Origin of the sequence: Actinopolymorpha cephalotaxi (assembly GCF_013408535.1) — a bacterium.
In the GTDB taxonomy this organism is placed as follows: Bacteria; Actinomycetota; Actinomycetes; order Propionibacteriales; family Actinopolymorphaceae; genus Actinopolymorpha; species Actinopolymorpha cephalotaxi.
This window is the reverse complement of record NZ_JACBZA010000001.1, coordinates 3,419,023-3,443,647: the sequence shown is the minus strand read 5'-3', so window position 1 is coordinate 3,443,647 and position 24,625 is coordinate 3,419,023. Positions and strand designations below refer to the sequence as shown.

Annotated in this window: 21 protein-coding genes and 1 pseudogene; 13 read left to right on the top strand and 9 right to left on the bottom strand. The window is 68.3% G+C overall.

All coding sequences use genetic code 11. The features are described 5' to 3' along the window. Positions 1-7: 7 nt before the first annotated feature. Both FHR37_RS15115 and FHR37_RS15110 read right to left on the bottom strand, forming a co-directional pair. On the bottom strand, positions 8-3,715 hold the full coding sequence (locus tag FHR37_RS15115; RefSeq protein ID WP_092887946.1) for a heparinase II/III domain-containing protein: 3,708 nt from the start codon (positions 3,713-3,715) through the stop codon (positions 8-10). A gap of 145 nt (positions 3,716-3,860) precedes the next feature. Beyond that, complete coding sequence (locus tag FHR37_RS15110) at positions 3,861-4,883, bottom strand: LacI family DNA-binding transcriptional regulator (protein ID WP_175542765.1); 1,023 nt, start codon at positions 4,881-4,883, stop codon at positions 3,861-3,863. A 123-nt stretch (positions 4,884-5,006) separates the two neighbouring features. Between FHR37_RS15110 and FHR37_RS15105 the strand changes: the two genes are divergently transcribed. From FHR37_RS15105 to FHR37_RS15090, 4 genes are all read left to right on the top strand, one after another. Then, the gene (locus FHR37_RS15105) at positions 5,007-6,548 is read left to right on the top strand and encodes an arylsulfatase (protein WP_092887940.1); all 1,542 of its coding nucleotides are present in this window, start codon (positions 5,007-5,009) and stop codon (positions 6,546-6,548) included. Next, positions 6,545-7,528 carry a carbohydrate ABC transporter permease gene (locus tag FHR37_RS15100; protein WP_092887937.1) on the top strand — a complete coding sequence of 328 codons (984 nt, stop codon included), beginning with the start codon at positions 6,545-6,547 and terminating at the stop codon, positions 7,526-7,528. The genes FHR37_RS15105 and FHR37_RS15100 overlap by 4 nt, the downstream gene beginning before the upstream one ends. Beyond that, entirely contained in the window at positions 7,525-8,439 is a 915-nt protein-coding gene (locus FHR37_RS15095) for a carbohydrate ABC transporter permease (RefSeq protein ID WP_237769045.1), read from the top strand. The genes FHR37_RS15100 and FHR37_RS15095 overlap by 4 nt, the downstream gene beginning before the upstream one ends. 80 nt (positions 8,440-8,519) lie before the next feature. After that, entirely contained in the window at positions 8,520-10,085 is a 1,566-nt protein-coding gene (locus FHR37_RS15090) for an ABC transporter substrate-binding protein (protein WP_175542764.1), read from the top strand. A gap of 30 nt (positions 10,086-10,115) precedes the next feature. Here FHR37_RS15090 and FHR37_RS32500 read toward each other — a convergent pair whose 3' ends face one another. Together FHR37_RS32500 and FHR37_RS15080 are read right to left on the bottom strand one after the other, a co-directional pair. Continuing rightward, complete coding sequence (locus FHR37_RS32500; RefSeq protein ID WP_269086101.1) at positions 10,116-10,577, bottom strand: PASTA domain-containing protein; 462 nt, start codon at positions 10,575-10,577, stop codon at positions 10,116-10,118. A gap of 62 nt (positions 10,578-10,639) precedes the next feature. Further along, a pseudogene (locus FHR37_RS15080) lies at positions 10,640-11,557 on the bottom strand (protein kinase domain-containing protein); the annotation flags it as partial. A 211-nt stretch (positions 11,558-11,768) separates the two neighbouring features. Here FHR37_RS15080 and FHR37_RS15075 point away from each other — a divergent pair. The 5 genes from FHR37_RS15075 to FHR37_RS15055 all read left to right on the top strand — a co-directional run bounded on the left by FHR37_RS15075 (position 11,769) and on the right by FHR37_RS15055 (position 15,624). Continuing rightward, on the top strand, positions 11,769-12,587 hold the full coding sequence (locus FHR37_RS15075; RefSeq protein ID WP_092887924.1) for a hypothetical protein: 819 nt from the start codon (positions 11,769-11,771) through the stop codon (positions 12,585-12,587). A gap of 282 nt (positions 12,588-12,869) precedes the next feature. Beyond that, on the top strand, positions 12,870-13,337 hold the full coding sequence (locus FHR37_RS30910) for a class F sortase (protein ID WP_202818334.1): 468 nt from the start codon (positions 12,870-12,872) through the stop codon (positions 13,335-13,337). Positions 13,338-13,380: 43 nt separating this feature from the next. Further along, positions 13,381-13,983 carry an ECF RNA polymerase sigma factor SigK gene (gene sigK / locus FHR37_RS15065; protein WP_092888117.1) on the top strand — a complete coding sequence of 201 codons (603 nt, stop codon included), beginning with the start codon at positions 13,381-13,383 and terminating at the stop codon, positions 13,981-13,983. Further along, a complete protein-coding gene (locus FHR37_RS15060) occupies positions 13,980-14,696 on the top strand; it encodes an anti-sigma factor (RefSeq protein WP_092887917.1) in 717 nt (238 codons plus the stop codon). The genes sigK and FHR37_RS15060 overlap by 4 nt, the downstream gene beginning before the upstream one ends. A 10-nt stretch (positions 14,697-14,706) precedes the next feature. Then, a complete protein-coding gene (locus tag FHR37_RS15055) occupies positions 14,707-15,624 on the top strand; it encodes an alpha/beta hydrolase family protein (RefSeq protein ID WP_202818333.1) in 918 nt (305 codons plus the stop codon). Here the strand turns inward: FHR37_RS15055 and FHR37_RS15050 are convergent. Continuing rightward, complete coding sequence (locus FHR37_RS15050; RefSeq protein ID WP_092887911.1) at positions 15,565-16,671, bottom strand: TerC family protein; 1,107 nt, start codon at positions 16,669-16,671, stop codon at positions 15,565-15,567. The two genes, FHR37_RS15055 and FHR37_RS15050, sit on opposite strands and share 60 nt — an antisense overlap. Positions 16,672-16,986: 315 nt before the next feature. Here FHR37_RS15050 and FHR37_RS15045 point away from each other — a divergent pair, with 315 nt between their 5' ends. Then, positions 16,987-17,874 (top strand): zinc metalloprotease, encoded by an 888-nt coding sequence (locus tag FHR37_RS15045; RefSeq protein ID WP_175542762.1) that lies wholly within the window; start codon positions 16,987-16,989, stop codon positions 17,872-17,874. 67 nt (positions 17,875-17,941) lie between these two features. Beyond that, positions 17,942-18,250, top strand: a complete 309-nt coding sequence (locus FHR37_RS15040; RefSeq protein WP_175542761.1) for a hypothetical protein — start codon at positions 17,942-17,944, stop codon at positions 18,248-18,250. A 19-nt stretch (positions 18,251-18,269) separates the two neighbouring features. On the opposite strand, the gene FHR37_RS15035 is transcribed toward FHR37_RS15040, so the two are convergent. The 3 genes from FHR37_RS15035 to FHR37_RS15025 form a co-directional block, all read right to left on the bottom strand. Beyond that, entirely contained in the window at positions 18,270-18,761 is a 492-nt protein-coding gene (locus tag FHR37_RS15035) for a GNAT family N-acetyltransferase (protein ID WP_092887908.1), read from the bottom strand. A 36-nt stretch (positions 18,762-18,797) separates the two neighbouring features. Continuing rightward, entirely contained in the window at positions 18,798-19,859 is a 1,062-nt protein-coding gene (locus FHR37_RS15030; RefSeq protein WP_092887905.1) for a Gfo/Idh/MocA family protein, read from the bottom strand. Positions 19,860-20,006: 147 nt separating this feature from the next. Next, a complete protein-coding gene (locus FHR37_RS15025; RefSeq protein WP_175542760.1) occupies positions 20,007-20,900 on the bottom strand; it encodes a phosphotransferase in 894 nt (297 codons plus the stop codon). Between the two features lie 397 nt (positions 20,901-21,297). Between FHR37_RS15025 and FHR37_RS15020 the strand changes: the two genes are divergently transcribed. Continuing rightward, positions 21,298-21,729, top strand: a complete 432-nt coding sequence (locus FHR37_RS15020; protein ID WP_092887899.1) for a phage tail protein — start codon at positions 21,298-21,300, stop codon at positions 21,727-21,729. 29 nt (positions 21,730-21,758) lie between these two features. Here FHR37_RS15020 and FHR37_RS15015 read toward each other — a convergent pair whose 3' ends face one another. Then, positions 21,759-22,988, bottom strand: coding sequence for a Gfo/Idh/MocA family protein (locus FHR37_RS15015; RefSeq protein WP_092887896.1), 1,230 nt, complete (start codon positions 22,986-22,988; stop codon positions 21,759-21,761). A gap of 395 nt (positions 22,989-23,383) precedes the next feature. Here FHR37_RS15015 and FHR37_RS33140 point away from each other — a divergent pair, with 395 nt between their 5' ends. Continuing rightward, the gene (locus FHR37_RS33140; RefSeq protein WP_202818332.1) at positions 23,384-24,616 is read left to right on the top strand and encodes a cytochrome P450 family protein; all 1,233 of its coding nucleotides are present in this window, start codon (positions 23,384-23,386) and stop codon (positions 24,614-24,616) included. The last annotated feature ends 9 nt before the right edge of the window (positions 24,617-24,625 follow it).

Here is a 24,625-nt window from a genome sequence, read left to right as displayed (position 1 = left end):
AGGAGCTTCACGACTGCCATTCCCGGGTGAACGGGATGCTGACGGCGGCATCGGCTGCCACGTCGTACCGGAAGCCCTTGTCGAAGTCCTCCGGGTCGACATACCCACGAATCGTGGTGATGTCACCGATGTCCAGCACCACCGTGGTGTCACTCGTGAAGGGCACACCCTCGATGCGGTAGACGGCGTTGCGCGCATTGGCGTCAGCGGTGGCACGGGAGTTGACGGTGAAGCTCGACGAGTTCGACTCCGGCCGCCAGGCGGGGGAGGACGTGTCCTCGAAGTCGCCGTTCTCGATGGTGGTCCCCGAGATGGCCACGTCGTCGAACATCGCCGCGACGGCGAAGTTGCTGACGGCCTTCTTGCTGACCAGGCGCAGTGTGAGTACGGCAGTGCTCTTGCCTGTCAGGTGTCCGGTGACGTCGGCAGTGAGTTCTCGCCACTGGCTCGCACCGGCGACGTCCTGCTCGGCCACGACCGCACCGTCGATCAGCACCTGCAGGAAGAGGTAACCGGCGGTAGCCCCGGCGAAGTCGTCGTTCACCTTGACCGACAGCTGATGTGAGGTCGCCTGGCTGACCTCGATCTGCTGGCTCAGCGCCCCGAAGTCACCAGCCTTGGAGGGAGTCCTGGACGGGTAGGCGATCCTCGCGTACGTGGACTGGGGCACGGTGACGTAGGCGTAGCTACCGTCGAGCTTCAAGCCGGCCGGGACTCCGGCGTCGAGCTTCACGGTGAGCTGGTTGCGGAACGACAGGTCGCGGGTGAAGTCCCGCAAGGTACCCGTCGCGGCGGCCGGGCCCTGCATCTGTGGCAACGGTCCCAGGAAGCTCGCCCCGTGGGTCCAGGCGTACACAGGCTCCGAGCCATGGGTGGAGTAGAAGCCGAAGGAACCCCGGAACCTGAGCTCCTTGCGGTTGTCGAGATCGATCTTCAGCATCACTTCGGTCCGCAGCGAGCTGACGATGTGGTCGACGCGGCCGTTGGTCAGCTCCACGCGTATCGCCGTCACCTCGTGCGGGGCAATCGTGCCGTCAATGGCTCGCACCGGCAGTGCCGAGACCGAGCGCACCACCCGGCGGTCGACGTACGGCTCGACCAGAGAGACGAACTGGCTGGTGAGCTGTTGCCCCGCGGAGGCCTGCCGGTGCGCTATGAGGTAGCGCAGCTTCGCCGGATTGCCCGGCTTGTTGCGGGGCGGTGTTCCGTCGCAGATCGCCACGTCGTCCACGTCGGACAGCATGGTCAGTCGCAGATGGAGGTTCGGGGCGGGGTCGTGCACTCCCCAGGTGTCCTTGACCTTCCAGTCGATGCTGAACGGCCCGGTGGGGTGGGTGTCGCGGGACACGTTGTCCAGCCAGTCGAAGCCGCTGGCGTTGCTGCGGAACGGCGCGTCATCGGACGGCATGGGTACGTCCGGCCCGGCATAGGTGCCCGTGGGCTGCCGGGTCAGTGTGAGTCCCTCGGCCGTCGCGGGGCCCTCCGCGGCGTGGAACGAGAAGTGGTGGTCCGTGCCGCCGACAGCCCGGAAGACGTCCACTGCGTAGAAGTCGGTGTCGTCGACCTTCACCATCGCCGAGACCCGACGGTAGGTGCTGGTCTGGGTGTACGCCGCCGGCGCCGAGGTGTCGCTCACCTGGACGCGGTCACCGGCTGCGAAGCCGTGCGGTGTGCCCACCCATTGCTCGGTCTGTGGCTTCCTGTCCACCACCACCGTGTTGTGCGCGACGGTGTTCTGGTTCCACTCCTGCGTACGGATGCTGGCGTCGGCGAACTCCGGATAGCCGAGGTCTGGCAACAGGTCCACGCCGAAACCGTGCATGCCGAGGTTGAGCGCGTCGAGGTGCCCGTGCCCCGGGGTGCGGCCGTAGTAGACCCACAGGTCACGCGCTCTGCTCCCGGCGCCGTCACGCAGCATGGCGATGCCGTACCCGGTGAGGTTCTCACTGGGTGGCTGCCAGGGGCCGTGCTTGGCGATGACCTCGCGGATGCGCTGCTGTACACCGGAGACGTCCGGGCTGAAGAGGTTGCCGTAGAGGTTGTCGGCGCTGTTGCCGTTCATCAGGTAGGCCATCTGGGCGTATTCGGGCAGGCCGAACTTCTCGTAGAAGTTGAAGAACTCGTTCGGGGAGCCGAACAGGCCGGGCATGCCGGTCGAGCCTGTGTCGCCGATCTGTGGCACGTAGGCGCCCAGCATCACCAGCGGATGCATTCCCTGGAACATTTTCGCGAACTTCGGGTGCTGATAGAGATCCGCCGCGGGGTATCCGTCGTACCCGTCGAGGACGTCGGCGATACCGCGGATGTGGCCGATCCACAGCCGGTTGTATCCCGGCGAGGCCTCGTTGCCCATTCCGTCGCGGTCCACGACATCCACGAGGGTGCGGAAGACGTCACCGCCGGACACGCGGTACTCGGGCGGCGGCCCTACGCTCCCGGTTCTGAAGACGAAGTCGATCCACGCCTTGGTCTCCGACGGTGCGTCCAGCACGACTCCGGCGAGAGTGACCGACCGCTGGTGCATGCCGAAGTTGCCGCGGATCTTCCCGGCCTGGACGTTCGGGTACACCTGCCGGAGGATGCCGTTCTCGATGTTCACCCGGATCGCGGCCGGAGAGTCCTTCGGTGCAAGACCGTACTGCCTGGCCTTCTCCGACAGGAACGGCACGACGTCGGCCTCGTCCGCGTCCGCGATCGCCGGGAAGAAGGCGTCGTAGGCGTCGCAGATCATCTGGGAGATTCCGGTCTCCCAGATGCAGCCGACCACCTTTCCTCTGCCGCTGAGGCCGTCGGAGTGCAGGTAGCCGTCCGACCGCTTGTACGGAGTGGTGTCCATCGACGGGTAAACGTCGGCGATCCGGTCGAGCAGAATCAGTCCGGCGTGGGCGTACTTGACGTCTCCGGTGGTGAGGTAGGCGTCGCGCAGCGCGGGCAGGCCGTTGTAGATGGAGGCCGCACCGGCATAGAGCGCGTTGGCGCTGTACCAGACCACCCAGTGGTTGTAGTACGGGACGAACGTCCACTTGTCGCCGTCGTCGTCGACCCAGCCGAAGCCGTCGTCGACGCCCCACGTCGGACCCTTCTCCGGGTACAGCTCGTTCACCAGCAGGCTGCGGTCGGCGCGCGCCCGGTCGAAGTTGCCGTGTTCGTCCAGTCCGCTCGCGTAGAACGCGCCGAAGTCGTTGGTCGGGTAAATCCGCGGCAGCCCGGAGTCCTCCGGCACCGACGGGTCGATGAGTTTCCACGGCTTGTCCGGGTCGGTGAGCCACGGGTAGTTGCCGAACCGGTAGATGTCCTTGCCGGTGACGGGGGAGCCGAGGTCCTGGTTGACCGCGTAACTGCGGGGTACGCCCTGCCCGGTGACCAGCTTCCACAGCCAGTCGTCGCCTTTCGCGAGAAGTCGATCGGCCTTCGCGGCAGCCGTGTCACGCAGTTCCTTCGCCCAGTCGTACTGCTCGACGTTACGGCGGGCCGCAGCCACCATCTCGGCGGTGTAGACGGTCGGCTTCGTCTTGGTCGGTACGTCAGCCAGCGCGACCGTCGCCCCGGTCGTCGGCCCAGTTGCAGTCGCCGGCACAGCCGCAGCGGCAAGGTCGGGGGCGAGCGACGGCAGCATCGCGGCCGAGCCGAGGAACATGCCGTAGCGCAGCACATCGCGGCGACTGGGCCGGAAACCAGTCGGCGAGGGTGGCATGGGATCGGTGTAACCGCTCATGGAAGCACCTCGTTCTGTCCCGCTCCTGGAGCCCGAAGGTAAAGCGCGGGCCAGGTTTCGGGCAAGACCTAAAGTGCCAAGGTGGCCGCACCGGGCCACCCAGCGGGACAGCGCCGGCAGAACCCGAGTCCCACCGCGGAGTCGGTCAGGCGGAGTCTCGCAGGATCAGCCGCCACGGCACCTTGAGGGTGCCGGTACGCATCCCGGGATCGTCGATCCGCTCGATCAGGCGTTCCACTGCCGGCCGGAACTCCTCGACCGCACTGCCCACGGTGGTGAGTGCCGGCCGGAGGTCTGCGCCTTCGGGGATGTTGCCGGCCCCGATCACCTTCAGCTCCTGCGGGATGGAGATGCCGAGCTGCATGGCGGCCCACATGGTGGCGATCGCGGCCCGGTCGGAGTTGGCCATGATGGCGTCGGGCCTCCTGCCCGGTGACCGGGTGAGCAGGTCCGTGGCCAGATGCCGGGAGTCGAGAAAGCCGGTGAACGCGTTCTCGCGGTCCTGGACGACGGTGATCGAGCCCGGCTTGTAGCCGTGCTCGAGGAAGGTCTCCACGAACGCGTCGCGCCGCGGGTGGTCCCCGGTGTCGGGTACGTCGAGGAAGGCCGGCCGTTCGACGCCGAGCCGGACCAGATGCTCGGCGGCTTCCCGGACCGCGGTCGCCTCCTGCTGCACCATGACGTCGAAACCGCGCGGACGGTACGAGTGGTGGACCGCGAGCAGCGGGATCCGCCGTCCGATCCGGTACAGCCGCCCCGCGCCGAACGAGGGTGAACCAACGACCACCGCGGCGTCGGCCAGGCCCTCGAGCAGGTGGGTCTCGATCAGGTCGGCGGCGTTCTCGGTGTGGCCGTACCGCTGGATGACGACGCCGAGCCCGTGATCGGCCGCGACCCCCTCGATCTGGGTGATCAGCCCCAGTGCCCAGGGATTGAAGGGCGTGTACGCCGCCACCGCCACGAGACCGGTGCGGTTGCGCGCCAGCACCCGGCCGGAACGGGCCGGGGTGTAGTCGAGCTCCCGCATCGCCCGCAGGACCCGGGCGGTGACCTCGGGTGTTGCCGGGTTCTTCCGGTTCGCGCGGCCGCTCGCGACGTAGGAGACCGTCGCGACCGACACGCGCGCGGCCCGCGCGACATCGGCCTGCGTGGCTCGACGGGGTTTCAACGTCACCTCTCAGGAGTTACCACACGGGCGCGACGACATCTGGAGCAGGGCATTGACAGCATGGCATAGTGGTGGTTGGTTAGGCGCATAACCGACACCTCATTTCCGATCGGGGAGGTAGGAATGGCGCTGCCGTCATACGGCTCGAACACTCGCCAGTCCGGCAGCCGTGCGCGCCGTCACGACAGGCCCAACGTGATGGTGATCTGTGTCGACCAGATGCGCGGCGACGCCCTTTCCTGCGCCGGGCATCCGGTGGTGAAGACGCCACACCTGGACGACATCGCCGGTCAGGGCACCCGGTTCGCGCGGGCCTACTCCGCCACCCCGACGTGTGTGCCCGGCCGCGTCGCGCTCTTCACCGGGCAGTCCCAGGAGCGGCACGGCCGGACCGGCTACCGCGACGGCATCCCTTTCACCGAGGCGCATCCGGTGACCATGCAGGGTGTGCTGCGCGAGCATGGCTACCAGACCCAGGCGATCGGCAAGATGCACGTCTTCCCGGAGCGGTCCCGGTGCGGCTTCGACGACGTACGCCTGCACGACGGCTTCCTCCACTTCGGCCGCCGCTACGGCGGCCGTAACCTCGAGGCCAACGACGACTACCTGACCTGGCTGCGCAGGCAGCCCGGGATGGACGCCCACGCCGACTACTTCGACGACGGAGTGGGCTGCAACTCCATGGTGGCGCTGCCGTGGAACCGCGACGAATACCTGCACCCGACCAACTGGGTGGTGCACGAGACCCTGGACTGGCTGGGTCGCCGCGACCCGACGGTGCCGTTCTTCAGCTATGTGTCGTTCCACCGCCCGCACGCACCGTTCAACCCGCCGCAGTGGGCGTGGGACCAGTACTACAGCCGGGAGCGGGTCGAGCCGCCTCGCGGCGACTGGATCGAGGACTTCGCGGAGTTCCGCCGGGACAACTACCACCAGACCGTGATGGGCCGGCTGGATCCGGAGTCACACCACCGGACGACCACCGGCTACTACGGCCTGATCAGTCACATCGACGTCCAGCTCAACCGGCTGCTCGAAGGGCTCGCCGACCACGAACTGCTGGACGACACGGCCATCGTCTTCGTGTCCGACCACGGCGACATGATGGGCGACCACGACATGTACCGGAAGTCCGTCGGCTTCGAGGGCAGTGCGCACGTGCCGATGATCGTCCGGCCCGCCCCGCGGTTCACCCCGGACGCGCCCCGGTCGGCCGTGGTCAACGACGTCACGGAGTTGCGCGACATCATGCCGACCGTGCTGGAGATGGCCGGCGTGCCGATCCCGGACTCGGTCGACGGCGCCAGCCTGATGCCGTACGTACGGGGGAGTCGCCCGCAGACCTGGCGGAGCGAGATCCACGGCGAGCACACCCACTTCGACCAGTCCCTGCAGTGGGTCACCGACGGCCGCCGGAAGTACCTGTGGGCGTCGGCCGAGGGCAAGGAGCAGTTCTTCGACCTCGAGGAGGATCCGCAGGAACTCCACAACCTGGTCGGGGACTCCGGCAGGCAGGCGGAGGTCGAGGACTGGCGGCGACGACTGGTCGGCTACCTGACCGGCCGCGAGGAAGGATACGTGGCCGACGGCCGGCTCGTCACCGGCAGACCGGCACAGACCGAACGCTCCGACCTCACCGCCCTGCTCGGCAAGGGATCCGGATGACCGTGCTCGAGGCCCACTCGGCTGCTCAGCGCCGGGTGGGCGGGTGGTACCAGCGGACCACGGGCCGCTGGTGTTACGTGTTCCTGCTGCCCGCGCTCGTGCTCACCGCGATGTTCACCTTCTACCCGATGGTGATGTCGTGGGTGTACTCCACGATGGACTGGTCCGGCTTCAACAACGACATGACCTTCGTGGGTCTGGGCAACTACCGCGAGCTGCTCGGCGACGGGATGTTCTGGTCCGCGCTGGGCCGGTCGATGATCTTCGTACTCGTCGGCACCCCGCTGCGGGTCGGCTTGGCGCTGGTCGTGGCGGTGATCCTGAACAGTCAGGTGATGCGCCTGTCGGTCGCCTTCCGCACGTTGTTCTTCCTTCCTGTGATGGCGTCGGCGTCGATCATCGGCGTGGTGATGACGTTCGTGCTGAGCCCGAACAACGGCCCGGCCAACTCGGTGCTGGTCGGGACCGGCCTGGCCGACTCGCCGGTGGGATTCCTGTCCGATCCGAAGATCGCGATCTGGACCGCGCTCCTCGTGCACACCTGGAAGAACTTCGGCATCACCATGATCTACTGGCTCGCCGCGCTGCAGACGGTGCCGGCGGAGTACTACGAGGCGGCCCGCATCGACGGCGCCGGCTGGGCGAAGCTGGCGCGTCACATCACCATGCCCATCCTGCTGCCGTTCGCGTTGATCATCATCGTGCTGACGGCGAAGGAGAATCTGCACGCGTTCGCGATCATCCAGGCGATGACGCGCGGCGGTCCGTACTTCAGCACCCAGGTGACCGAGATCTTCATCTACCGCACCGCCTTCGCCGCCGACGAGGCGGGCGGCGTGCCGCGACTGGGATACGCGTCCGCGGCCGGCTGCTTCTTCGGCACCGTGACCCTGCTGTTCGCCCTCGTCCAACTGTGGGGCGCCCGGCGGGTCGCCGAGACCCGGCGTGAGCTTCGCAGGGCCAGAGGGGATGTCGCGTGAGCGGCAGCGTGTCGTCGACCACCACCACCACGCCGCGGCCGGTCGGTGGGAAGCCGCCCGTCCCCGGTCGGCAGCGGCGGTTCTCCCGCCGGGACCGGATCTGGGCGCTGATCATCTCGCTGATCCTGGTGCCGATCGTGCTCGTCTGGGTCTATCCGTTCGTCTGGACGATCTCCTCGTCGCTGAAGAGCACCAGCGAGATCTTCGGATCCCTCAGCCCGTTCAGCCCGGTCCTGCGGATCGGCAACTACACCCAGGCCTGGCGCGAAGCGCAGATGGGCCGCTACTTCTTCAACACCGTCTTCGTCACGGGCTTCTCGATCCTGATCTCGGTGACCACCGCCGCGCTGATGGGGTACGCACTGGGCCGTTATCGCTTCGCCGGCAAGAAGGTCATCATCGCGGTGTTCGCACTGGCGGTGTTCCTGCCGGAGGGTTACACCATCATTCCGGTGTACGACCTGATCGACCGGCTGCACCTGACCGGCTCGCTGTGGGGCGTCACGCTGGCCGAGGCGGGCGGTGTGAACATCGTCGCCGTGCTGTTGTTCGCCGGCTACTTCGCCCAGCTTCCGGCCGAGCTCGAGGAGGCCGCCCGGGTCGACGGCGCCGGCTTCGTACGCACCTTCGTCACCGTCTATCTGCCGCTTGCCCGTCCGGTGACGGCGACGGCCGTGATCATGCAGTTCCTGCACAGCTGGAACGACTTCCTGCTCCCGTTGGTGCTCACCCTCACCCGGCCGGAGCTGCGGACCCTCTCCGTCGGCATCTACGCCCTTCGCGGCCAGTACCTCAGCGACTGGGGCGTGATGACCGCCGCGGCGACCATCGCGCTGGTGCCGATCATCGTCGTCTTCCTGCTGCTGCAACGTCATTTCGTGGAGAGCATCGCCGGTGCGGTGAAGGGGTGACACCGCAACCGCGGGTTGCGGTGGTCGCAATGGACGGAGTCGCGGCGGTCGAGGACCGAAGCGCCGAAGGAGGGTTTGTCATGCGTTCTCCGCAGAGTAACGACGCACGGTTGAGCAGGCGTGGCGTGCTGGGGCTCATCGGTGCGGCCGGCGCCGCGCTCGCCACCGGCTGCCAGGTCGACACCGGCTCCGGCACGAGCTCCGGCTCCGGTGGCGCCTCGAAGGGAAGCAACCCCAAGGCGATCAGGTTCCCCGATCTGAAGGGCAAGCTGCCGACCGGCGACGTCACCTTCCGCTGGGTCGACAGCGGTGACCTGAAGTCGGTGTGGGAGCGGAGCGTGCTGGACGCGTTCACCGCCAAGCACGCCAACGTACGGACGCAGTACGACGGCAACGGCTGGGACAACGTCAACCAGGTGGTGCCGCTCGGGATCAGGAACAAGAGCGCGCCCGACGTCTTCGCGCTGCCGCAGGACGTGCCGCCGCAGGTCGCGATCAACGAGGGCTGGGTACGTCCGATCGACGACCTGATCCCCGACTTCGACACCTGGCGTTCCCGCTTCGGATCCGACGTGCTCGTCCCGGGCGTCAGCATCTTCAACGACCGGGTGTACAGCTGGCCGATCGCGTCCAACCGGCGACTGGAACGAATGTCGATCTTCGACACCGCGGTGATGAGGGCGGCCGGTTACGACGATCCCGGCAAACAGATCAGGACCTGGGACGACCTCACCGTGGCGCTGACGAAGGTCCGCAAGACCGGCAAGGTCGGCCTGATGGCGGGCGGCGACGGCCTCGGCGGAATCGTCGGCTATCTGGCGTTGACGGCCGGCTGGACCGCCCTTCCGGCCAACGGGATGGACCTGCGGACGGGGCAGTACGCCTACACCGCCGACGAGTTCATGGCGGCGTACGAGCTGTTCGACAAGCTCGTCACCGACAAGCTCGTGGTGTCGGGGTTCGTCACCATGCTGGAGAAGGACGCCCGCGCGCAGATGACCGCCGGCAAGTCAGGCATGATCTTCAACGGGCCATGGGACATCCCCGCCTGGAAGAAGGCGGCCCCGCAGTGGAAGTACGACATCGCGTCCCTCCCGTCGCAGGACGGAAAGCCGTTCCTGGTCCCGTTCCTGGAGGGCAGCAACTCCAGCTGGGTGTACGCGCACACGAAGATCCCGACCGTGGTCGGCCAGATCCTGTCGTACATGGGATCGCCCGAGGGTCAGAAGATGATGGTCATCCTCAGCGAGGGCAATCTCCGGTCGCTGCAGCCGGAGGCGAACAAGGCGGCCGACCAGCCGGGTCTGCTCGACCCGAAGGCCAAGGCCGCGGTGGCGCTGGCCAACGCCGGCATGCATGTGGCGCCGCGTCCGGAGCTGCGTAACCCCGACGTCGCGAAGGTGAACATCGCCCTCAAGGTCGTGACCCCCAACCTGACCGATGTCCTGCAGGGCCTGCTCACCGGCCAGTTGAGCGATCCCCGCAAGCAGTTCGCGAGCCTGCAGTCCAAGCTGGACGCGGCGCTGGACACCGCCATCGCCACCGCGAAGAAGAAGGGCTCGACGGTGACCCGCGACGACTACGCGTTCGGCAACTGGGATCCGGCGAAGGACTACACCGGCGACGACTACAAGGCGCTGAAGTGACGGCGACGGTTGTCGGAAGGTCGGCCCCCGTCAGGCGATGACGATGACGACTTTCGAACCCGGCTTGACGAAACGACCGGCGGCGGGGGACTGGCGGACGACGATGTTCCCGCCGACGTAGGGCCGGTTCTTACGGATCTCCACCTCGAAACCCGCATCGGACAAGGCCATCCTGGCCTCGTCGGTCCCGAGTCTTCGAACGTCCGGTACGGCCACCGTTCCCGGTTCGGCAACGGTGCGGGTCGCCTCGGGTGGCGCGATCGCCGCCGGCGGCCTGGGCGTGGTCGTCGGCCCGGTCGTCTCGACTCGGCTCGCGTCGTTGTGCGGGGTGCCAGCCACCTCCGGGACCTGCCCGACCTGACCGGTCGCGCCGAGCCACCAGACCACGGCCGCGGTCACCGCCGCCACCGACACGAGCGCGAGAGCGGTGCCGAGCCGGCGGTGGCCTCGGCTCCGGCCGGTCCCGGAAGGTCCGGTCGCCGCCCCCGCCATGAGGGCCGAGGTGGCTTCGAGAGCGTCCGCCGACCGGGCCATCGAGCTCCGCACATGCGTCACCTCGTCGAGCAGAACCTGGGCGTCGACGGGCCGCAGCTCCCGGTCTCGGTTCGTCGCCCACTCCACGAGTGCGTCCAGGTCGGCGGGAACGGACGGCATCGTCTGAGACGGCGGGGGAACGTCCTGGTGGAGATGGCTGTGGGCGACCTGGACCGCCGACCCGTCCTGGAAGGGCCTGGCGCCGGTGAGCATCTCGTACAGCATGATGCCGACCGCGTAGACGTCGGCACGGGCGTCCACGGTGCCGACGCTGATCTGCTCGGGCGCGAGGTAGTAGGCGGTGCCGACGTGCAGGCCCTTGGAGTCCGCACTCGACGCGGACGCTGATCGGGCCAGGCCGAAGTCGGCGACCTTGACCGTGCCGTCGGGGAGATCAGCACGTTGGCGGGCTTCACGTCCCGGTGCACCAGCCCGACCTGGTGTGCGGCCGCCAGGCCCCGCAGCACCTGCTCGGTCAGCGCCAGCGCGTGGTCCGGCTCCATCGGCTCGCCGTCGGCGACCAGGTCCCGAAGCGTTGGACCGTCGACGAACTCCATCGTCAGGTAGGGACGCGCGGCCCACTGCGCACAGTCGTGGACGGTCACCACGTTCGGGTGCGACAGGCTCGCGATCGCCCGTGCCTCTCGCAGGAAGCGCCGGACGAACGCGGGGTCGCCTGCCGGGCTGTTCGCGGGCACCTTCAGCGCCACGGTGCGGTGCAGCCAGGTGTCGTACGCCTGGTAGACGAGCGCCATCCCACCGCTGCCGACCCGCGGTCCGACCCGGTAACGACCCGCGAACAGCCGGCCGGCCTCCGGCTCAGCCGCCGTGGTGCCGTCCCCACCGCTCCCGCCGTCCCCGCCGCTCCCGCCGTCCCCGCCGCTCCCGCCGTCCCCGCTGCGGTCCGGATCTCCCGGATCTCCCCCCACACCTGCCATCTGTCACCTTCTCGCCGGCCGCCGGTGCCTGCCACTTGGTCAGGGCTACTCGGTGGACACCCCGTATTCGTTGGGCGACGCGGACCGGATTGGCCACCAAGCCGGACCAAACCGCATGGCGGATGGTTCCGAAGTACGGGGCGAGCGGGTTGACCCGCCACCCGGCGCACAGCCGGCCGGGCCGATGCAACACAGACAGTGAGGACCTCCTATGCGAACCACTACCAAGGCGCTCGTGACGGTGCCGGCGGCGCTGGGCCTGGCGTTCTTCGGCGCTTCCGCGGCTTCGGCGGCTTCGCTGCACGACCACTCGGCGAACCGCACGTTCCACATGAAGCTGGCCGACACGATGGGCAACAAGAGTGGGTCGAAGGCCGAGGCGACGATCTGGGTCAAGGGCGACGCCCTGACAGTGGACATCAACGGCACCGGGTTCACCCCGAACTCCCCGCACGCCCAGCACTTCCACGGCTCGTTCACCGACAACAAGAACTTCACCTGCCCGACCAGCAGCGCGGACAAGGACAATGACGGACAGGTCACCGTCGAAGAAGGCCTGCCGATGTACGGCGACGTCATCCTGTCGCTGACCACCAAGGGCGACACCAGCCCCAAGAGCGGCCTGGCCGTGGACCGGATGCCGGTCGCGGACGCCCAGGGCAACCTGCACTACAAGCGGACCATCCAGCTGTCGCCGGGGGCGGGTGAGAAGCTGCGGAACCTGCACATCGTCCAGCACGGGCTCGACGCCAACGGCAACCACAAGTACGACATGGAGGCGCTGGGGGAGTCCACCTTCGCCAAGTCCCTCGGAGTGAGCGGGATCCCGGAGGAGGCCACCAACCCGGCCACCTGCGGCACGGTCACCGGTGCCGCGGCGGGCGCGATGCCCACCGGCGGGGTGGAGACCGGGAACGGCTCCACCCAGGGTCCGGAGGCGCTGGGCGCGATCGGCCTCGGCGTGGCCGCACTGGCCGGAGCCGGCGGCGCGATGGCGTACCGCCGCCGCGTGGCAGCCACCACCCGCTGAGACGTGGGCCGGACGACACCGATGGATGAACGGCAACGAGCAGGCGGCGGCCGGAGCAGGGGGGCCCTGGCCGCCGCCGTCGTCCTCGCGCTGGTGGGTGTGACCCTGCTGGGGTACGCCTGGTGGAGGCAGGAACCCGCGCCTCCCGCGCCCGCACGGGCGGTGGGCACTCAGGAGCCGGCACCAACCCACACAGCGAAAACGAGCCCCAAGGCGGCGCCTCGCCCACCCGGCACCCGGGCGCGCGCCGGCGATGCGTACCAGCGTCCTGTCGGACCGGTCATGGACTCTTCGGCACCGGTCCGGATCGCGATCCCCGCCCTGCACGTCTCCACCTCGATCATCCGGCTCGGGCTGAACAGCGACGGGACCATGCAGGTCCCGCCCGGACCCGGCAAGGCCGGGTGGTACGTGAACGGCCCCACCCCGGGCGAGCTCGGGCCCGCCGTCATCGCCGCCCACGTGACCTGGAACCGCAGGCCGGACGTCTTCTTCAAGCTGGGCGCGGTGAAACCCGGTGACCGGGTGAAGGTGTCGCGGCGCGACGGCAGCACCGCTGTCTTCGAGATCACCAGGGTCGCGCAGTACGCCAAGAAGGACTTCCCCACCCAGGAGGTCTACGGGACCACCGACCATGCCGCGCTGCGGCTGATCACCTGCGGCGGAGTCTTCGACGGTGAGGACAACCGCTACCTGGACAACGTCGTCGCGTACGCGAAGCTGCTGCCCGGCAAGCCCGCCCGCCACTGAGCCGACGTCAGCTGTCACCGGAGGTCGAAGGAAGGTGGACGGGATGCCGCATGCGGCGGGACGACTCAGCGCGGCGGACGGTGCTGCACCGGCCTCGCCGGAGGACCTTCTGGTACGCGTGGGCCACGGTGACGAGCGGGCGTTCGAGGAGCTGTACGCCCACCTCGTACCCCAGGTGTTCGGCCTGGTCGTGCGGATCGTGCGAGATCCGGCACAGGCCGAGGAGGTCACCCAGGAGGTGTTCGTGGAAGTGTGGCGAACCGCCACCCGGTTCGATCCGGGTCGCGGCACGGCCACGGCCTACGTGGTGACGATGGCGCATCGGCGCGCGGTGGACCGGGTGCGCTCGGTGCAGAAGTCCACCGACCGGGAGCGTGCGTCGGCGGTCTCGGAGCAGACACCGCCCTTCGACGTGGTGGCCGACCAGGTGGAGGTACGACTGGAACGTGAACAGGTCCGTCGTTGTCTGGGATCGCTGACGCAGCTGCAGCGCGAGGCGGTGGACCTGGCCTACTACGGCGGTTACACCTATCGTGAGGTCGCCGAGGTTCTGGGGGCGAACGTGGCCACCGTCAAGACGCGGATGCGCGACGGACTGATCAGGCTGCGGGACTGTCTCGGTGTCCAGAACGGAGCGGCACGATGAACGCCTTCGACGTGCACACCCTGGCCGGCGCCTACGCCTTGGACGCCGTACCCGCCGACGAGTGTGAGGCCTTCGAGACGCACCTGCGCAAATGCCGTGCGTGCCGGGCCGAGCTCGACGAGTTCGGCGAGACGGCCGTCCGGCTCGCCCACGCGGTTGCCGTTCCGCCTCCGGCGCGGCTCAGGGAGCGGGTGCTGGAGCAGGTCGGCTGGACCCGCCAGCTCGCCCCCGTCGTTTCCCGGCCGGCCTTTCACGGCGGGCGGCTGGGCCGTCGTGTGTTCGCAGCCGCGGCGGCTCTGGTGTTGATCGTCGCTGCCGGCGTCACCGGCGTTCAGATCCACCGGCTGCAACGCGGCGCGGCTCAGCGGGAACTGATCACCTCGATCGTCGCGGCGCCAGACGCGCGGAGCATCCACGGCGGGGTCACGCGTGGTGGGAGGATCACGTTGGTGTACTCCAGGCGCCAGGACAGGACCCTGGTGATCGTCGATCGGCTTCCACGGCCGCCGAAGGGACGTGCGTACCAGATGTGGCTGCTGAACGACGGGACCGCGCGCTCGGCCGGAATGCTCGACGTCTCGGGCCCCGCCCAGCTCACCCGGGTCGTCAAGTCGCCGTTGACGCAGGCGGACGGCTTCGGCCTCACCGTCGAACCTCGCGGAGGCTCCAGCCGGCCCACCACGCCCGTCATCGCCCTGCTTTCCCTGCGCTGAAGGGAGGATCGTGCGGCTAGGGCGAAGAGAACTGATCCTCGCGGCCGCGGGTGTGGCCGTCGGGTCCGTCCTCTCCGAGTGCGGGCCGCTCGAACGTGACACCCGTCCGGAGCCGTCGAAGGATCCTGAGCCGTCGAGGCGGACGCGGCGGCCGCGCCCTCGCCGTTACTCCTACGGCCGGGCGCCGGCGCAGTTCGGTGAGCTGCACCTGCCGCGACAGCCCCGGCCTCTCGGCACGGTGGTGCTGCTGCACGGTGGTTTCTGGAGTGCTGCGTACGGACTCGACCTGATGGCCGGTCTGGCCACCGACCTGGTGGGCCGCGGCTGGGCGGTGTGGAACCTCGAGTACCGCAGGATCGGGGACGGGGGCGGCTGGCCGGCGACGTTCACCGACGTCGCGACGGGGATCGACCACCTCGCCGATCTTCCAGTACGTACGGGGAAATCGCCGCACCACCCCGTCGTGCTGGTCGGGCACTCGGCGGGCGGCCACCTCGCGGCCTGGGTCGCGGGCCGGCACCGGCTGCCGGCCGGCGCTCCCGGGGCGAGGCCGCGGGTGCGGGCGGCCGCGGCGATCTCCCTGGCGGGTGTGCTCGACCTCGAAACGGCCGCCGGTGAGGGAGTGGGCGGGACGAGCGTCCAGCGGCTTCTCGGCGGCACCCCGAAGTCCCGGCCGGGCCGCTACGCGGTGGCGTCACCGATCGAGCGGATACCGATCTGTGTACCCGTCTGCTGCGTGCACGGCCGGTCCGATCTCGTCGTTCCGGTCGGGCAGAGCCGGCGGTACGTCCGGGCGGCGGCCGCCGCCGGTGACCACGCGAGCCTGGTCGAGGTCGACGGGGACCACTTCTCTCTCATCGACCCCGGCTCACCCGGATGGCGTGCGGCGGTCGGCCGCCTGCCCGGCCTCGCCGGCTTCCTCCGCTGAGTCGGCCTGGGTGGAGTGACGGCGGACCGCTATCTGGCTGGTGAGCGTGGTCACCGCGAGGACGCCGACGATCACGCCGAGGGAGAGCAGGGTCGGGATCTCCGGGACCGACGGCCACTGCAGGTGTGCCCAGTGCAAGCCCAGCTTGACACCGATGAAGGCCAGGATCACCGCGAGCCCGTAGTTGAGGTGCACCAGCTTCGTCAGTGCCCCCTGGAGCACGAAGTACAACGCCCGCAGGCCCAGCAGGGCGAACGCGTTGGTGACGAACACCAGGTAGGGATCACCGGTGATCCCGTACACCGCGGGCACCGAGTCCACGGCGAACACGATGTCGACCGCCAGCACCGCTACGACCGCCAGCGCCAACGGTGTGAGGGCGCGACGGCCGCCCACCCGTCCGAGCATCCGCGGTCCGTCGTACTCCTCGGTGACCGGCACGAAGCGCCGGACCAGTCGCACACTCCGGAGGGAGTCGACGTCCACGTTGTGGTGCGGACCGGCCATCGCGTCCTTGAGGATCTTCACCGCCGTGACCACGAGGATGAGGCTGAAGACCAGGAAGGTCCAGTCGAAGCGTTCGAGTGCGGCCGCGCCGAGCGCGATGAAGACTCCACGGAGCACCAGCGCGCCGACGATCCCGTACATGAGAACGCGTTGCTGGAGCGCGCGCGGAACGGCGAAGGCCGCGAGCAGGAGCATGAACACGAAGAGGTTGTCGACGCTGAGCGACTTCTCCACCAGATAGCCGGTCAGGTATTCCACGCCGCGGTCGGAACCGTGCTGCCACCACACGTAGGCGCCGAAGGCCAGCGGGAGGGCGACGTAGAAGGCCGACCACCGCAGCGCCTCGGGCATCGACACCTCGTGCGGGCGCCGGGTGAGGGCCAGGTCGAGCGCGATCAGGCCGAGGATCACTCCGAGGGTGACCATCCACAGCGTCGGCGTGCCGATGGTCTCGATCGCCTTGGCCGCCTCGGCGGAGTACAGGGACTGTGCGTGGGGCACCTGCCCGAAAACGGACGATCCGGGCGAAACTGCGAGCATGCAAAAACCTCCATCGGTCAGGTCCGACGAAGGTCTTCCTCAGCTGGCGCGCTCCACGGGCCGGGCTGCGAAGCCGTATTGACGACACGTGGCGATGGAGGTACTCCCCTTCGGGCGTCAGCGTAACAACGCATCGAGGCGAGCGCACACCGGGCCCGCGTCTCCGAACCAGGGTTGACACCGCCGGATCGGATCAGTACTCCATCAAGAAAGACAGGGGCTGGGTGACAGATGAGCGCTGACGACGAAACCAACGGCTCGAACCTCCACGCAGCACCGCCTGGTGACACACCGACGGTTCGACGGTGCGCGACCATGGACGTGCATCGGCGCCTCCTCTCGACCAGGCCGGACTACGTCGCAGCCCGGGACCTGATCGAGAACGAGACCATGCGCCTGATCCGGAACGCCACGGGCCGGGACGGGGTGACGCGCATTCCGGTGGTGGTGCACGTCGTCTGGAACACCGAGGACCAGAACATCCCCGACGAGCAGGTCACGTCGCAGCTCGAGGTGCTGAACCACGACTTCCGGCGTACGAACCCCGACGTGGACACCACGCCCTCGGCGTTCCTGTCGCTGGCCAGTGACGCGCGGGTGGAGTTCGTCCTGGCCGACACGGCGCCGGACGGGTCGCCGACCACGGGAATCGAACGCCGGCAGACAGCGGCACCGTCGTTCGGCGACGACGACGCGGTGAAGTCGTTCAGCTCAGGTGGGCTGGACGCCTGGCGGGCCGACAGCTACCTCAACATCTGGGTCTGCCCGCTGGGAGGGGGACTGCTCGGGTACGCGCAGTTTCCCGGCGGCCCGCCGGAGACGGACGGCGTGGTGATCCTGCACTCGGGGTTCGGCGCGACCGGCACGGCGGCCGCGCCGTTCGACCTCGGGCGTACGACCACCCACGAGGTCGGCCACTGGCTCAACCTCAACCACATCTGGGGCGACGACGGCACCGGGTGCTTCGGCACCGACAACGTGTCCGACACCCCGAACCAGGGCGGCCCGAACTACGGCAAGCCCACCTTCCCGCACCTCAGTTGCAGCAACGGGCCGAACGGCGACATGTTCATGAACTACATGGACTATGTCGACGACGCCGCCATGGTGATGTTCTCGGCCGGGCAGGTCGCTCGCATGCAGGCCTGCCTGGACGGCCCGCGAAGCTCGATCGGTGCCGAGGCTCCCGTTTCATCGGGGTGAGACCGTCCGGGCGGGGATACTGCTGGGGAAGCAGCCTGCTGTCGCCCGCGAGGAGGGCTTGCCGACCATGACCGTGCCCGATGATCCGATCTCGGTCCAGGGCAGCTGGACGCACTCGTTCGAGGAGGACACGCCGGGGATCGAGGTCTATCGGCCGACGGACACCTTTCCCTTCCCGCCGGCGCGCGGTCGGGTACGGCTCGTCTTCGACGGTGACCAGGTGGTCGAGTGGGCCCCCGGCCCCGACGACCGGCCCCGGCCGCGTGCCACGCTCGACCGCGTCGGTCCGGGGACGTTCCGCGAGCCCGAGACAGGCGCCGACGGGTTCGAGATCGTGGAGGCTACCCAGGACGTCCTCCGGATCCGTCGATCCTGACCCGGCCGGGCGCCCGAGGTCAGCTGTGCAGGTCGTGGTACATCACGTGCAACCCGACGAAACCCTGGTCCGGATGCCGGAACGCACCGGGAACGGTGCCGACCACCGTGAACCCGAGACGTTCGTACAGCTTGAGAGCCGGCGCGTTGGAGGCCGCCACCGCATTGAACTGCACGCCGGCGTATCCGGACTCCCGGGCCCAGGCGAGGAGGTACCCGCCCAGCGCCTGCCCGACACCCCGACCACGCTCGTCCGGCGCCACCATCAGGTTGCCGCTCGCGATGTGTGAACCCGGTCCGGGCCGGTTGGCGTACATGTTCGACGTGCCCAGAATGCGGCCGTCGTTCACCGCCACCACGACGTGGCCTGGCGGTGGCACCACCCACATCGCGTGTGCCTGGGCCTCGTTCAGCAACGGGTCGTAGCAGAAGGTGTCCGCCTTTCGGACGATCGCCTCGATGATCGGCCACACCTGCGGCCAGTCACCTTCGTCGTACGCCCGGATCTGCATCCCGCGAGGCTAACAGCGGCCGGCAGCGGTCGAGGGTCAGAGGGTGACCACCTGGCCGGTGGCGATGGACTCGTCCGCGGCCAGCACGATACGCAGGCTCGTGACGGCGTCGTCCATTTCGCTGCCGAGGTCGAGATCGTGGTTGATCGCCTTGAGCAGATGCAGTTGCTCCTTCTCGCACAGCTCGTCGTGGTCGGGTTCGCCGGCCATGGCGATGCGTTCGTCACGCAGGTCGTACGTCCCGTCAGAGGACTTCTCCGCGTGGTGCCACAGGATCTGGTTCGTCTTTGTGTGTGCGTTGATGTCGTCGGAGCGGACGGCGACGTCGCCGGCCTCGGCCATCACGATCGACACCGAGCCCTTCGGCCCGACGACATCCTTGACGAAGAACGCGGTCTCGCTCATCATCGGGCCCCAGCCGGCTTCGTACCATCCGACCGAGCCGTCGGCGAAGGTGACCTGCAGCATGCCGTAGTTGTTCAGCGGCACCTCGTCGGTGAGCCGGGCGCCGATGGCATGCACGCGTACCGGCTTCGCGGTCGTCATCTGGCACATCACGTCGACGTAGTGCACTCCGCAGTCCACGATCGGTGGGAAGCTGCTCATCAGGCGCTTGTGCCAGTCCCACGTCTGCCCGTCGGACTGCTGGTTGAGGTTCATCCGGAACACCAGCGGGGCGCCGAGTTGACGGGCGATCTCGACGAACCTCGTCCACGACGGATGCCGGCGAAGGATGTATCCGACGACCAGCTTCCGGCCGGTACGCCGAGCAGTGTCAACCACAGCTTGCGCCGACTCGACGGACTCGGCAAGCGGCTTCTCCACGAAGACGTGCGCGCCGGCCTCCATGGCCTGGATCGCGTAGGTGGCGTGAGTGTCCGGCAGCGTGTTGATCGAGACGACGTCCGGGCGTAGCTCGGCCAGCGCCTGCTCGTAACTGGTGAACCGCTTCGCGTCCTTGAGCGGCTCGGGCAGGTCGAGGTCGGTCACATGCCGGGTGCACACGCCCACCACGTCGTACTCCGGAATGCGGGCATAGGCCAGCGCGTGTGACCTGCCCATGTTGCCCAGCCCGACCACCAGAACCCGCAGACTCATGGTTCACCTCGATCCGGTTGCACTCGGTGTGGTTCGCCGACAGGTGCTTGACTCACTGTGCCCGTGCCTCCGCCGATCATCAACCTTCTGCAGGCTTCACTCCGCCACCACCGCCCGATCATGGAGGCTCTCCGAGTCCTTCAGATGTCAGGTGGCGAATGCGGGGAACTGCGGCGGTGGCGGGTCGGTGGCGTCCGGCCATCGATCGGTCATCGCGGCCTCCAGAGCTCGGAGCCAGCGCGTGAAGGCTGATTGTTGTGCGGCTCGATCGGCCAGTCGGGTGTAGGTCCGTATCTGCTGAACGATCTGACCTCGCCGACGCCAGCTGTCGTGCCGGGACTGGCCAGGACGGGCGACCATGACCAGTCGGGTGATGCGTCCGATCAGGGTGATGGCTGCGCCGTCGGCCAGCATCCGGGCGTAGTCGTGGAGCAATGGTTCGGCCCCACCGTGAGCGAGTGCGGATCGGTACGCCGTGTCGGCGGACTCGACGACCTTCGCCGGCAGCAGGCCCCAGGGCGTGCTGTGGTGCGGGAAAGGGTAGTGCAGGAAGGCGGCGTCGATCCCGGGATGGCCGAACCTGCAACCCTCGAAGTCGACCAGGCGAGCGCCGGAATCGGTGATCAGAACGTTGGTCGGGTTGAGGTCCATGTGCGTAAGGGCGCCGAGCGGGCCCGGATTCTCGACCCGCTTGAGGATCCTTACGACGTCGTCTCGGGCCGGCCGCGCCGATGGCAGGCTGAGTTCGGTGCAGGCCTGCTCGACAACGTCCCAATGGCCGCCGTCGAGGCTGTAGCTCTGGCCGGTGTCGACGTCCGCAGCGAATGCGTCGAGGTTTCGTTGGTGAGCGTCTCCTCGGCCGAGCGTCGCCGCATGCAGCTGGCCGACAGCGGTCGCGAGCTCGACCATGCCTGCCGCTGCGGATTCGGGGTCGTTCGCCAGCAGGAGGTCCTGCAGGCTTGGCCACTCGCCAAGATCCGTCACGATCACTGTGCCGGCGTCATCGTCGACGTGAATCACCCGCGCGGCCACTCCGCTCACCTCGGCTGTGTACAGACCGGCTGCCTCTCGTCGCAGGTAGGCCGGACCTCCGTGGCCCTCGCCTTCCACGCGGCGGGTCTTGACCACGACCGAGTGACCGATTCCGGGCAGCTCGGTGTCGAGAGCCAGGCGGGTGGTGGGAGCCCACTCGTGCCCGAGGGGCTGTTCGCGCACCAGTCGGCAAGGCCGTCCCGCGAGCCTGGTCAGGAAAGCCATCACGTGCTCACGACGGGCGGAGGTGAGTGGATAGGCGGGCATCGCCTCAGGCTACCGGCCACTACAGAGGCCACCTCGGCATCGGGCGGCGCGAAGGGAGGATGCGAATTCCACATCCGTTGATGATCTTGGCGTTCTAGTGTTCAAGCATGGTTGAACATCCGGCCCAAGGAGGCACCCGATGCCACCCAGCGACGTTCTGACCGCCACCCGGTTCTCCATCACCGTGGACGGCTACACCATCGCCTCGTTCTCGGAGCTTGTCGGTATCACGAGCGAGGTCGAGCCGATCGACTCCGCCGACCAGGTGGCCGGCAACCAGAAACTGCTGGGCAAGCCCCTGCCGCCGACCGTGATCCTCAGGCGGGGTCAGACGAGCGACCTCGCGTTGTGGACCTGGCACGCGGCTGTGGTGGTAGGCGACCCGGCGGCCGCCCGCAGGAACTGCACGCTGGGCATGTACGCCGCAGACGGCACGGCGGCGGCCAGCTACTACCTCGAACAGGCGTGGCCGTCCAAGCTGGAGGTCGGTGCGGTCAAGGCCGGCCCAACCGAGACGTTGTACGAGACGTGCACGTTCGTCTGCGATCGTCTTCAAAGACTGGCGGCCTGACCTCGCCGAGGTTTGCCGGATACGGATCCTCAGGCGGTGTGGGCCTGAACGTCCTGAGGGACGGACACGGTCACGGTGTCGTACTTGCCATCCAGGACGTCCTCGAAGTTCACCGGCGCGCCGAGAGTGGCCGACACATACATCGAACGCACCAGCGCCAGCGACAGCAGCGCCTCCTCGGTCGTGACCAACGGCTGCCTGTGCTCACGAATCGCGGCGGCGATGTCGTCGTACTGGCGGGTGTGGCCCGCGGCGAAGGCGTCCGCCTGGTTGCGGCTGCCGGCGAACTCGTCGCCACCTGCCGGGAGTCCGAGCACTGCCTCGATCTGGTTGCCGATGGTCTTCGCCTCGCGGAGGTTGTCCGACACCTCACCGTCACCGGCGTGGAAGTAGCGCAACACGTCGTTGTCCTGGATCGCCGAGCCCAGTGATCCGTGCACCTGCAGCCGTGCGGTCAGCCCGGGGTAGGCGGCGGTCGTCATGTGGATGACCGCGAGGGTCCCGGACTCGAACCGTACGGTGGCGGTCGCGGTGTCCTCGATCTCGATCCGTTCGTGGTTCAGCTGGCCGAAGTGCGCGTAGACCTCGACCGGCCGGCCACAGAACCAGCGCAGCAGGTCGAGGGTGTGGATTCCCTGGTTCATCACCGCGCCGCCGCCGTCCAGCGCCCAGGTGCCGCGCCAGTCACCGGAGTCGTAGTAGCCCTGGCTGCGATACCACGCCATGCTGGCCACCGCGGAGGTGATCCGGCCGAACCTGCCGTCCTCGATCGCCTGACGGATCAGCGCACTGCCCGGGTCGAAGCGATGCTGGCTGATCACCGAGACGACCTGACCGGCCTTCTCGGCCCGCGCGACGCGCTCGGCGAACTCGCGGCTCTTCGCGACCGACACGTCCAGCGGCTTCTCGATCACCACGTGCAGACCGGCGTCGATCACCTCGAGGGCGTTGTCGATGTGGTAGCCACTGGGTGTGCAGATGACGGCCAGGTCCACCGTGCCGGATTCGACTGCCTCCGCGATCGAGCCGTAGACGACGGGTTCCTCGGCGCCGAGCTCGACCACCCTCTGAGCAAGCCGCTTCGAAGCGGCCCTGTCGACGTCCACCAGTGCGGTCACGGTGAACTCAGAGTGCTGGGTGAGCACCTCGGCGTGCAGGACGGCGATCACGCCGCAGCCGATGATCAGCGCACGAGTGGGAGCATCGGTCCGGCCCGACGCAGCTGTGGCCGCCGCGGTGGTCGATGAGGGTGTCGTCACGAGACGTCAGTCCTGTCGTCGTTGGCGTCTTGGGCATGGTGCTCCGCCGTTGGAGATCGTTCATCGTACTTCCGGGCGCGTGGCCGCCTGCGCATGAGTTCGGCCAGGTTGGCCATCCACACAGCCTCCGAGCCGCAGTACGCCGGTTCCGGCCGCGTACGCGCGGAAACGATCAGATAATTCCGCCTCCTCCCGACGAAATGCACGCCAGGTGTGACCCGTGCCGGCAGCTGTTCGTACGCCGGTGTGGTCGGCGGGTCGGAACCCTTGCCATCGCACGGACGACGCGCGTAGAACGGGAGGGGTTGGCATCACTGCTTCCGTTGCCGCGGGGCAACCCCACCTGGGGCGAATCGACGGAACGTCCTCACGTACCCACCTGTCAGGCGCGCACCGTGTCGTCATCGTTCGCTCCCAGGCTTCACGTTCTCGATCCCACAGGCCGGGCGACCCACGCCGAGGCCGACGCGTTGCGCGCCGCGGGCGCCGCGGTTCTCGTCGAACTTCCGGGAACGGTCCGCGCATGGTCGGTCACCCGGCACAGCGTCATTCAGGCGCTGACCGGGGATCCGCGGGTCTCGCGCGACCCGCGCCGGCACTGGCCCGGTATGGCCACCGCGCCAGAGGGGTGGTCGCTTGCTCCTCTTGCCTTGCAGCAGAACTTCTTCAACGCCTACGGCGAGGAACACCGTAGATCCCGGCGTCGGATCGCCGGGTCGTTCTCGCCGCGACGGGTCGAGCAGCTACGGCCGCGGGTCCAGGCGACCGCGGACCGTCTGGTCGAGGCACTCGCCGCCCTGCCACCGGGTACGGCCGTCGACGTGCGGCAGGCCCTGGCTCTTCCGCTGGCGATGACCGTTGTCTGCGACCTGTTCGGCGTTCCGCATCACCTGCGGCGAAGGATCGGCACCGCGATCGACGCCACTCTGGATCCGTCGGTCGACGAGGGCAGTGCGCTGACCGTTCAGACCGAACTCCACGACCGGCTCACCGAGTTGCTCGCGTACAAGAGAAGGCATCCGGCCGCCGATCTGACCAGCGACCTGCTCCTCCCGTCCTTCACCGACGAGGAGCCGATGCCTGATCCGGTGCTCCTCGACACGCTCTTCCTCATGGTCGGCGCCGGCTACGAAACGACCGTCAATCTGATCACCAACGCCGTCCACGCCGTGCTCACCCACCCTGAGAATCTCGACCGGATCCGCGAGGGGATCACGAGTTGGCAGGACATCGTCGAGGAGACACTGCGTTACGACGGACCGGTCATGCACGTGCCGTTGCGCTTCGCCGTGGAGGACATCGACCTCGGCGAGGATGTGCTGATCCGTAAGGGAGACGCGATCATCATCGCCTTCGCTGCCGCCGGGCGCGATCCGGAAATCCACCCGGACTGCGCGGAGCGTTTCGACCCCACCCGGACCAGCAAGGCGCATCTCGCGTTCGGCCACGGCCCGCACTTCTGCCTGGGAGCACACCTCGCACGACTGGAGGCGGAGGTTGCCCTGTCGACGTTGTTCCGACAGTTGCCCGACCTGGTTCTCGCCTGTCCCGGAGAACGGCCTGTCCGCCTGCAGTCGTTCATCGTCAACGGCCCCGCCGGCCTGGACGTCGTCCCTCGACCGGTGTGAACGCCGCGG

Excerpts from the sequence above, each read along its gene's own strand:
- FHR37_RS15115 (WP_092887946.1), bottom strand. The coding sequence starts at position 3,715 with ATGAGCGGTTACACCGATCCCATGCCACCCTCGCCGACTGGTTTCCGG.
- FHR37_RS15105 (WP_092887940.1), top strand. The coding sequence starts at position 5,007 with ATGGCGCTGCCGTCATACGGCTCGAACACTCGCCAGTCCGGCAGCCGT.
- FHR37_RS15100 (WP_092887937.1), top strand. The coding sequence starts at position 6,545 with ATGACCGTGCTCGAGGCCCACTCGGCTGCTCAGCGCCGGGTGGGCGGG.
- FHR37_RS15090 (WP_175542764.1), top strand. The coding sequence starts at position 8,520 with ATGCGTTCTCCGCAGAGTAACGACGCACGGTTGAGCAGGCGTGGCGTG.
- FHR37_RS32500 (WP_269086101.1), bottom strand. The coding sequence starts at position 10,577 with ATGGCGGGGGCGGCGACCGGACCTTCCGGGACCGGCCGGAGCCGAGGC.
- FHR37_RS15075 (WP_092887924.1), top strand. The coding sequence starts at position 11,769 with ATGCGAACCACTACCAAGGCGCTCGTGACGGTGCCGGCGGCGCTGGGC.
- FHR37_RS30910 (WP_202818334.1), top strand. The coding sequence starts at position 12,870 with ATGGACTCTTCGGCACCGGTCCGGATCGCGATCCCCGCCCTGCACGTC.
- sigK (WP_092888117.1), top strand. The coding sequence starts at position 13,381 with ATGCCGCATGCGGCGGGACGACTCAGCGCGGCGGACGGTGCTGCACCG.
- FHR37_RS15060 (WP_092887917.1), top strand. The coding sequence starts at position 13,980 with ATGAACGCCTTCGACGTGCACACCCTGGCCGGCGCCTACGCCTTGGAC.
- FHR37_RS15050 (WP_092887911.1), bottom strand. The coding sequence starts at position 16,671 with ATGCTCGCAGTTTCGCCCGGATCGTCCGTTTTCGGGCAGGTGCCCCAC.
- FHR37_RS15045 (WP_175542762.1), top strand. The coding sequence starts at position 16,987 with ATGGACGTGCATCGGCGCCTCCTCTCGACCAGGCCGGACTACGTCGCA.
- FHR37_RS15040 (WP_175542761.1), top strand. The coding sequence starts at position 17,942 with ATGACCGTGCCCGATGATCCGATCTCGGTCCAGGGCAGCTGGACGCAC.
- FHR37_RS15035 (WP_092887908.1), bottom strand. The coding sequence starts at position 18,761 with ATGCAGATCCGGGCGTACGACGAAGGTGACTGGCCGCAGGTGTGGCCG.
- FHR37_RS15030 (WP_092887905.1), bottom strand. The coding sequence starts at position 19,859 with ATGAGTCTGCGGGTTCTGGTGGTCGGGCTGGGCAACATGGGCAGGTCA.
- FHR37_RS15020 (WP_092887899.1), top strand. The coding sequence starts at position 21,298 with ATGCCACCCAGCGACGTTCTGACCGCCACCCGGTTCTCCATCACCGTG.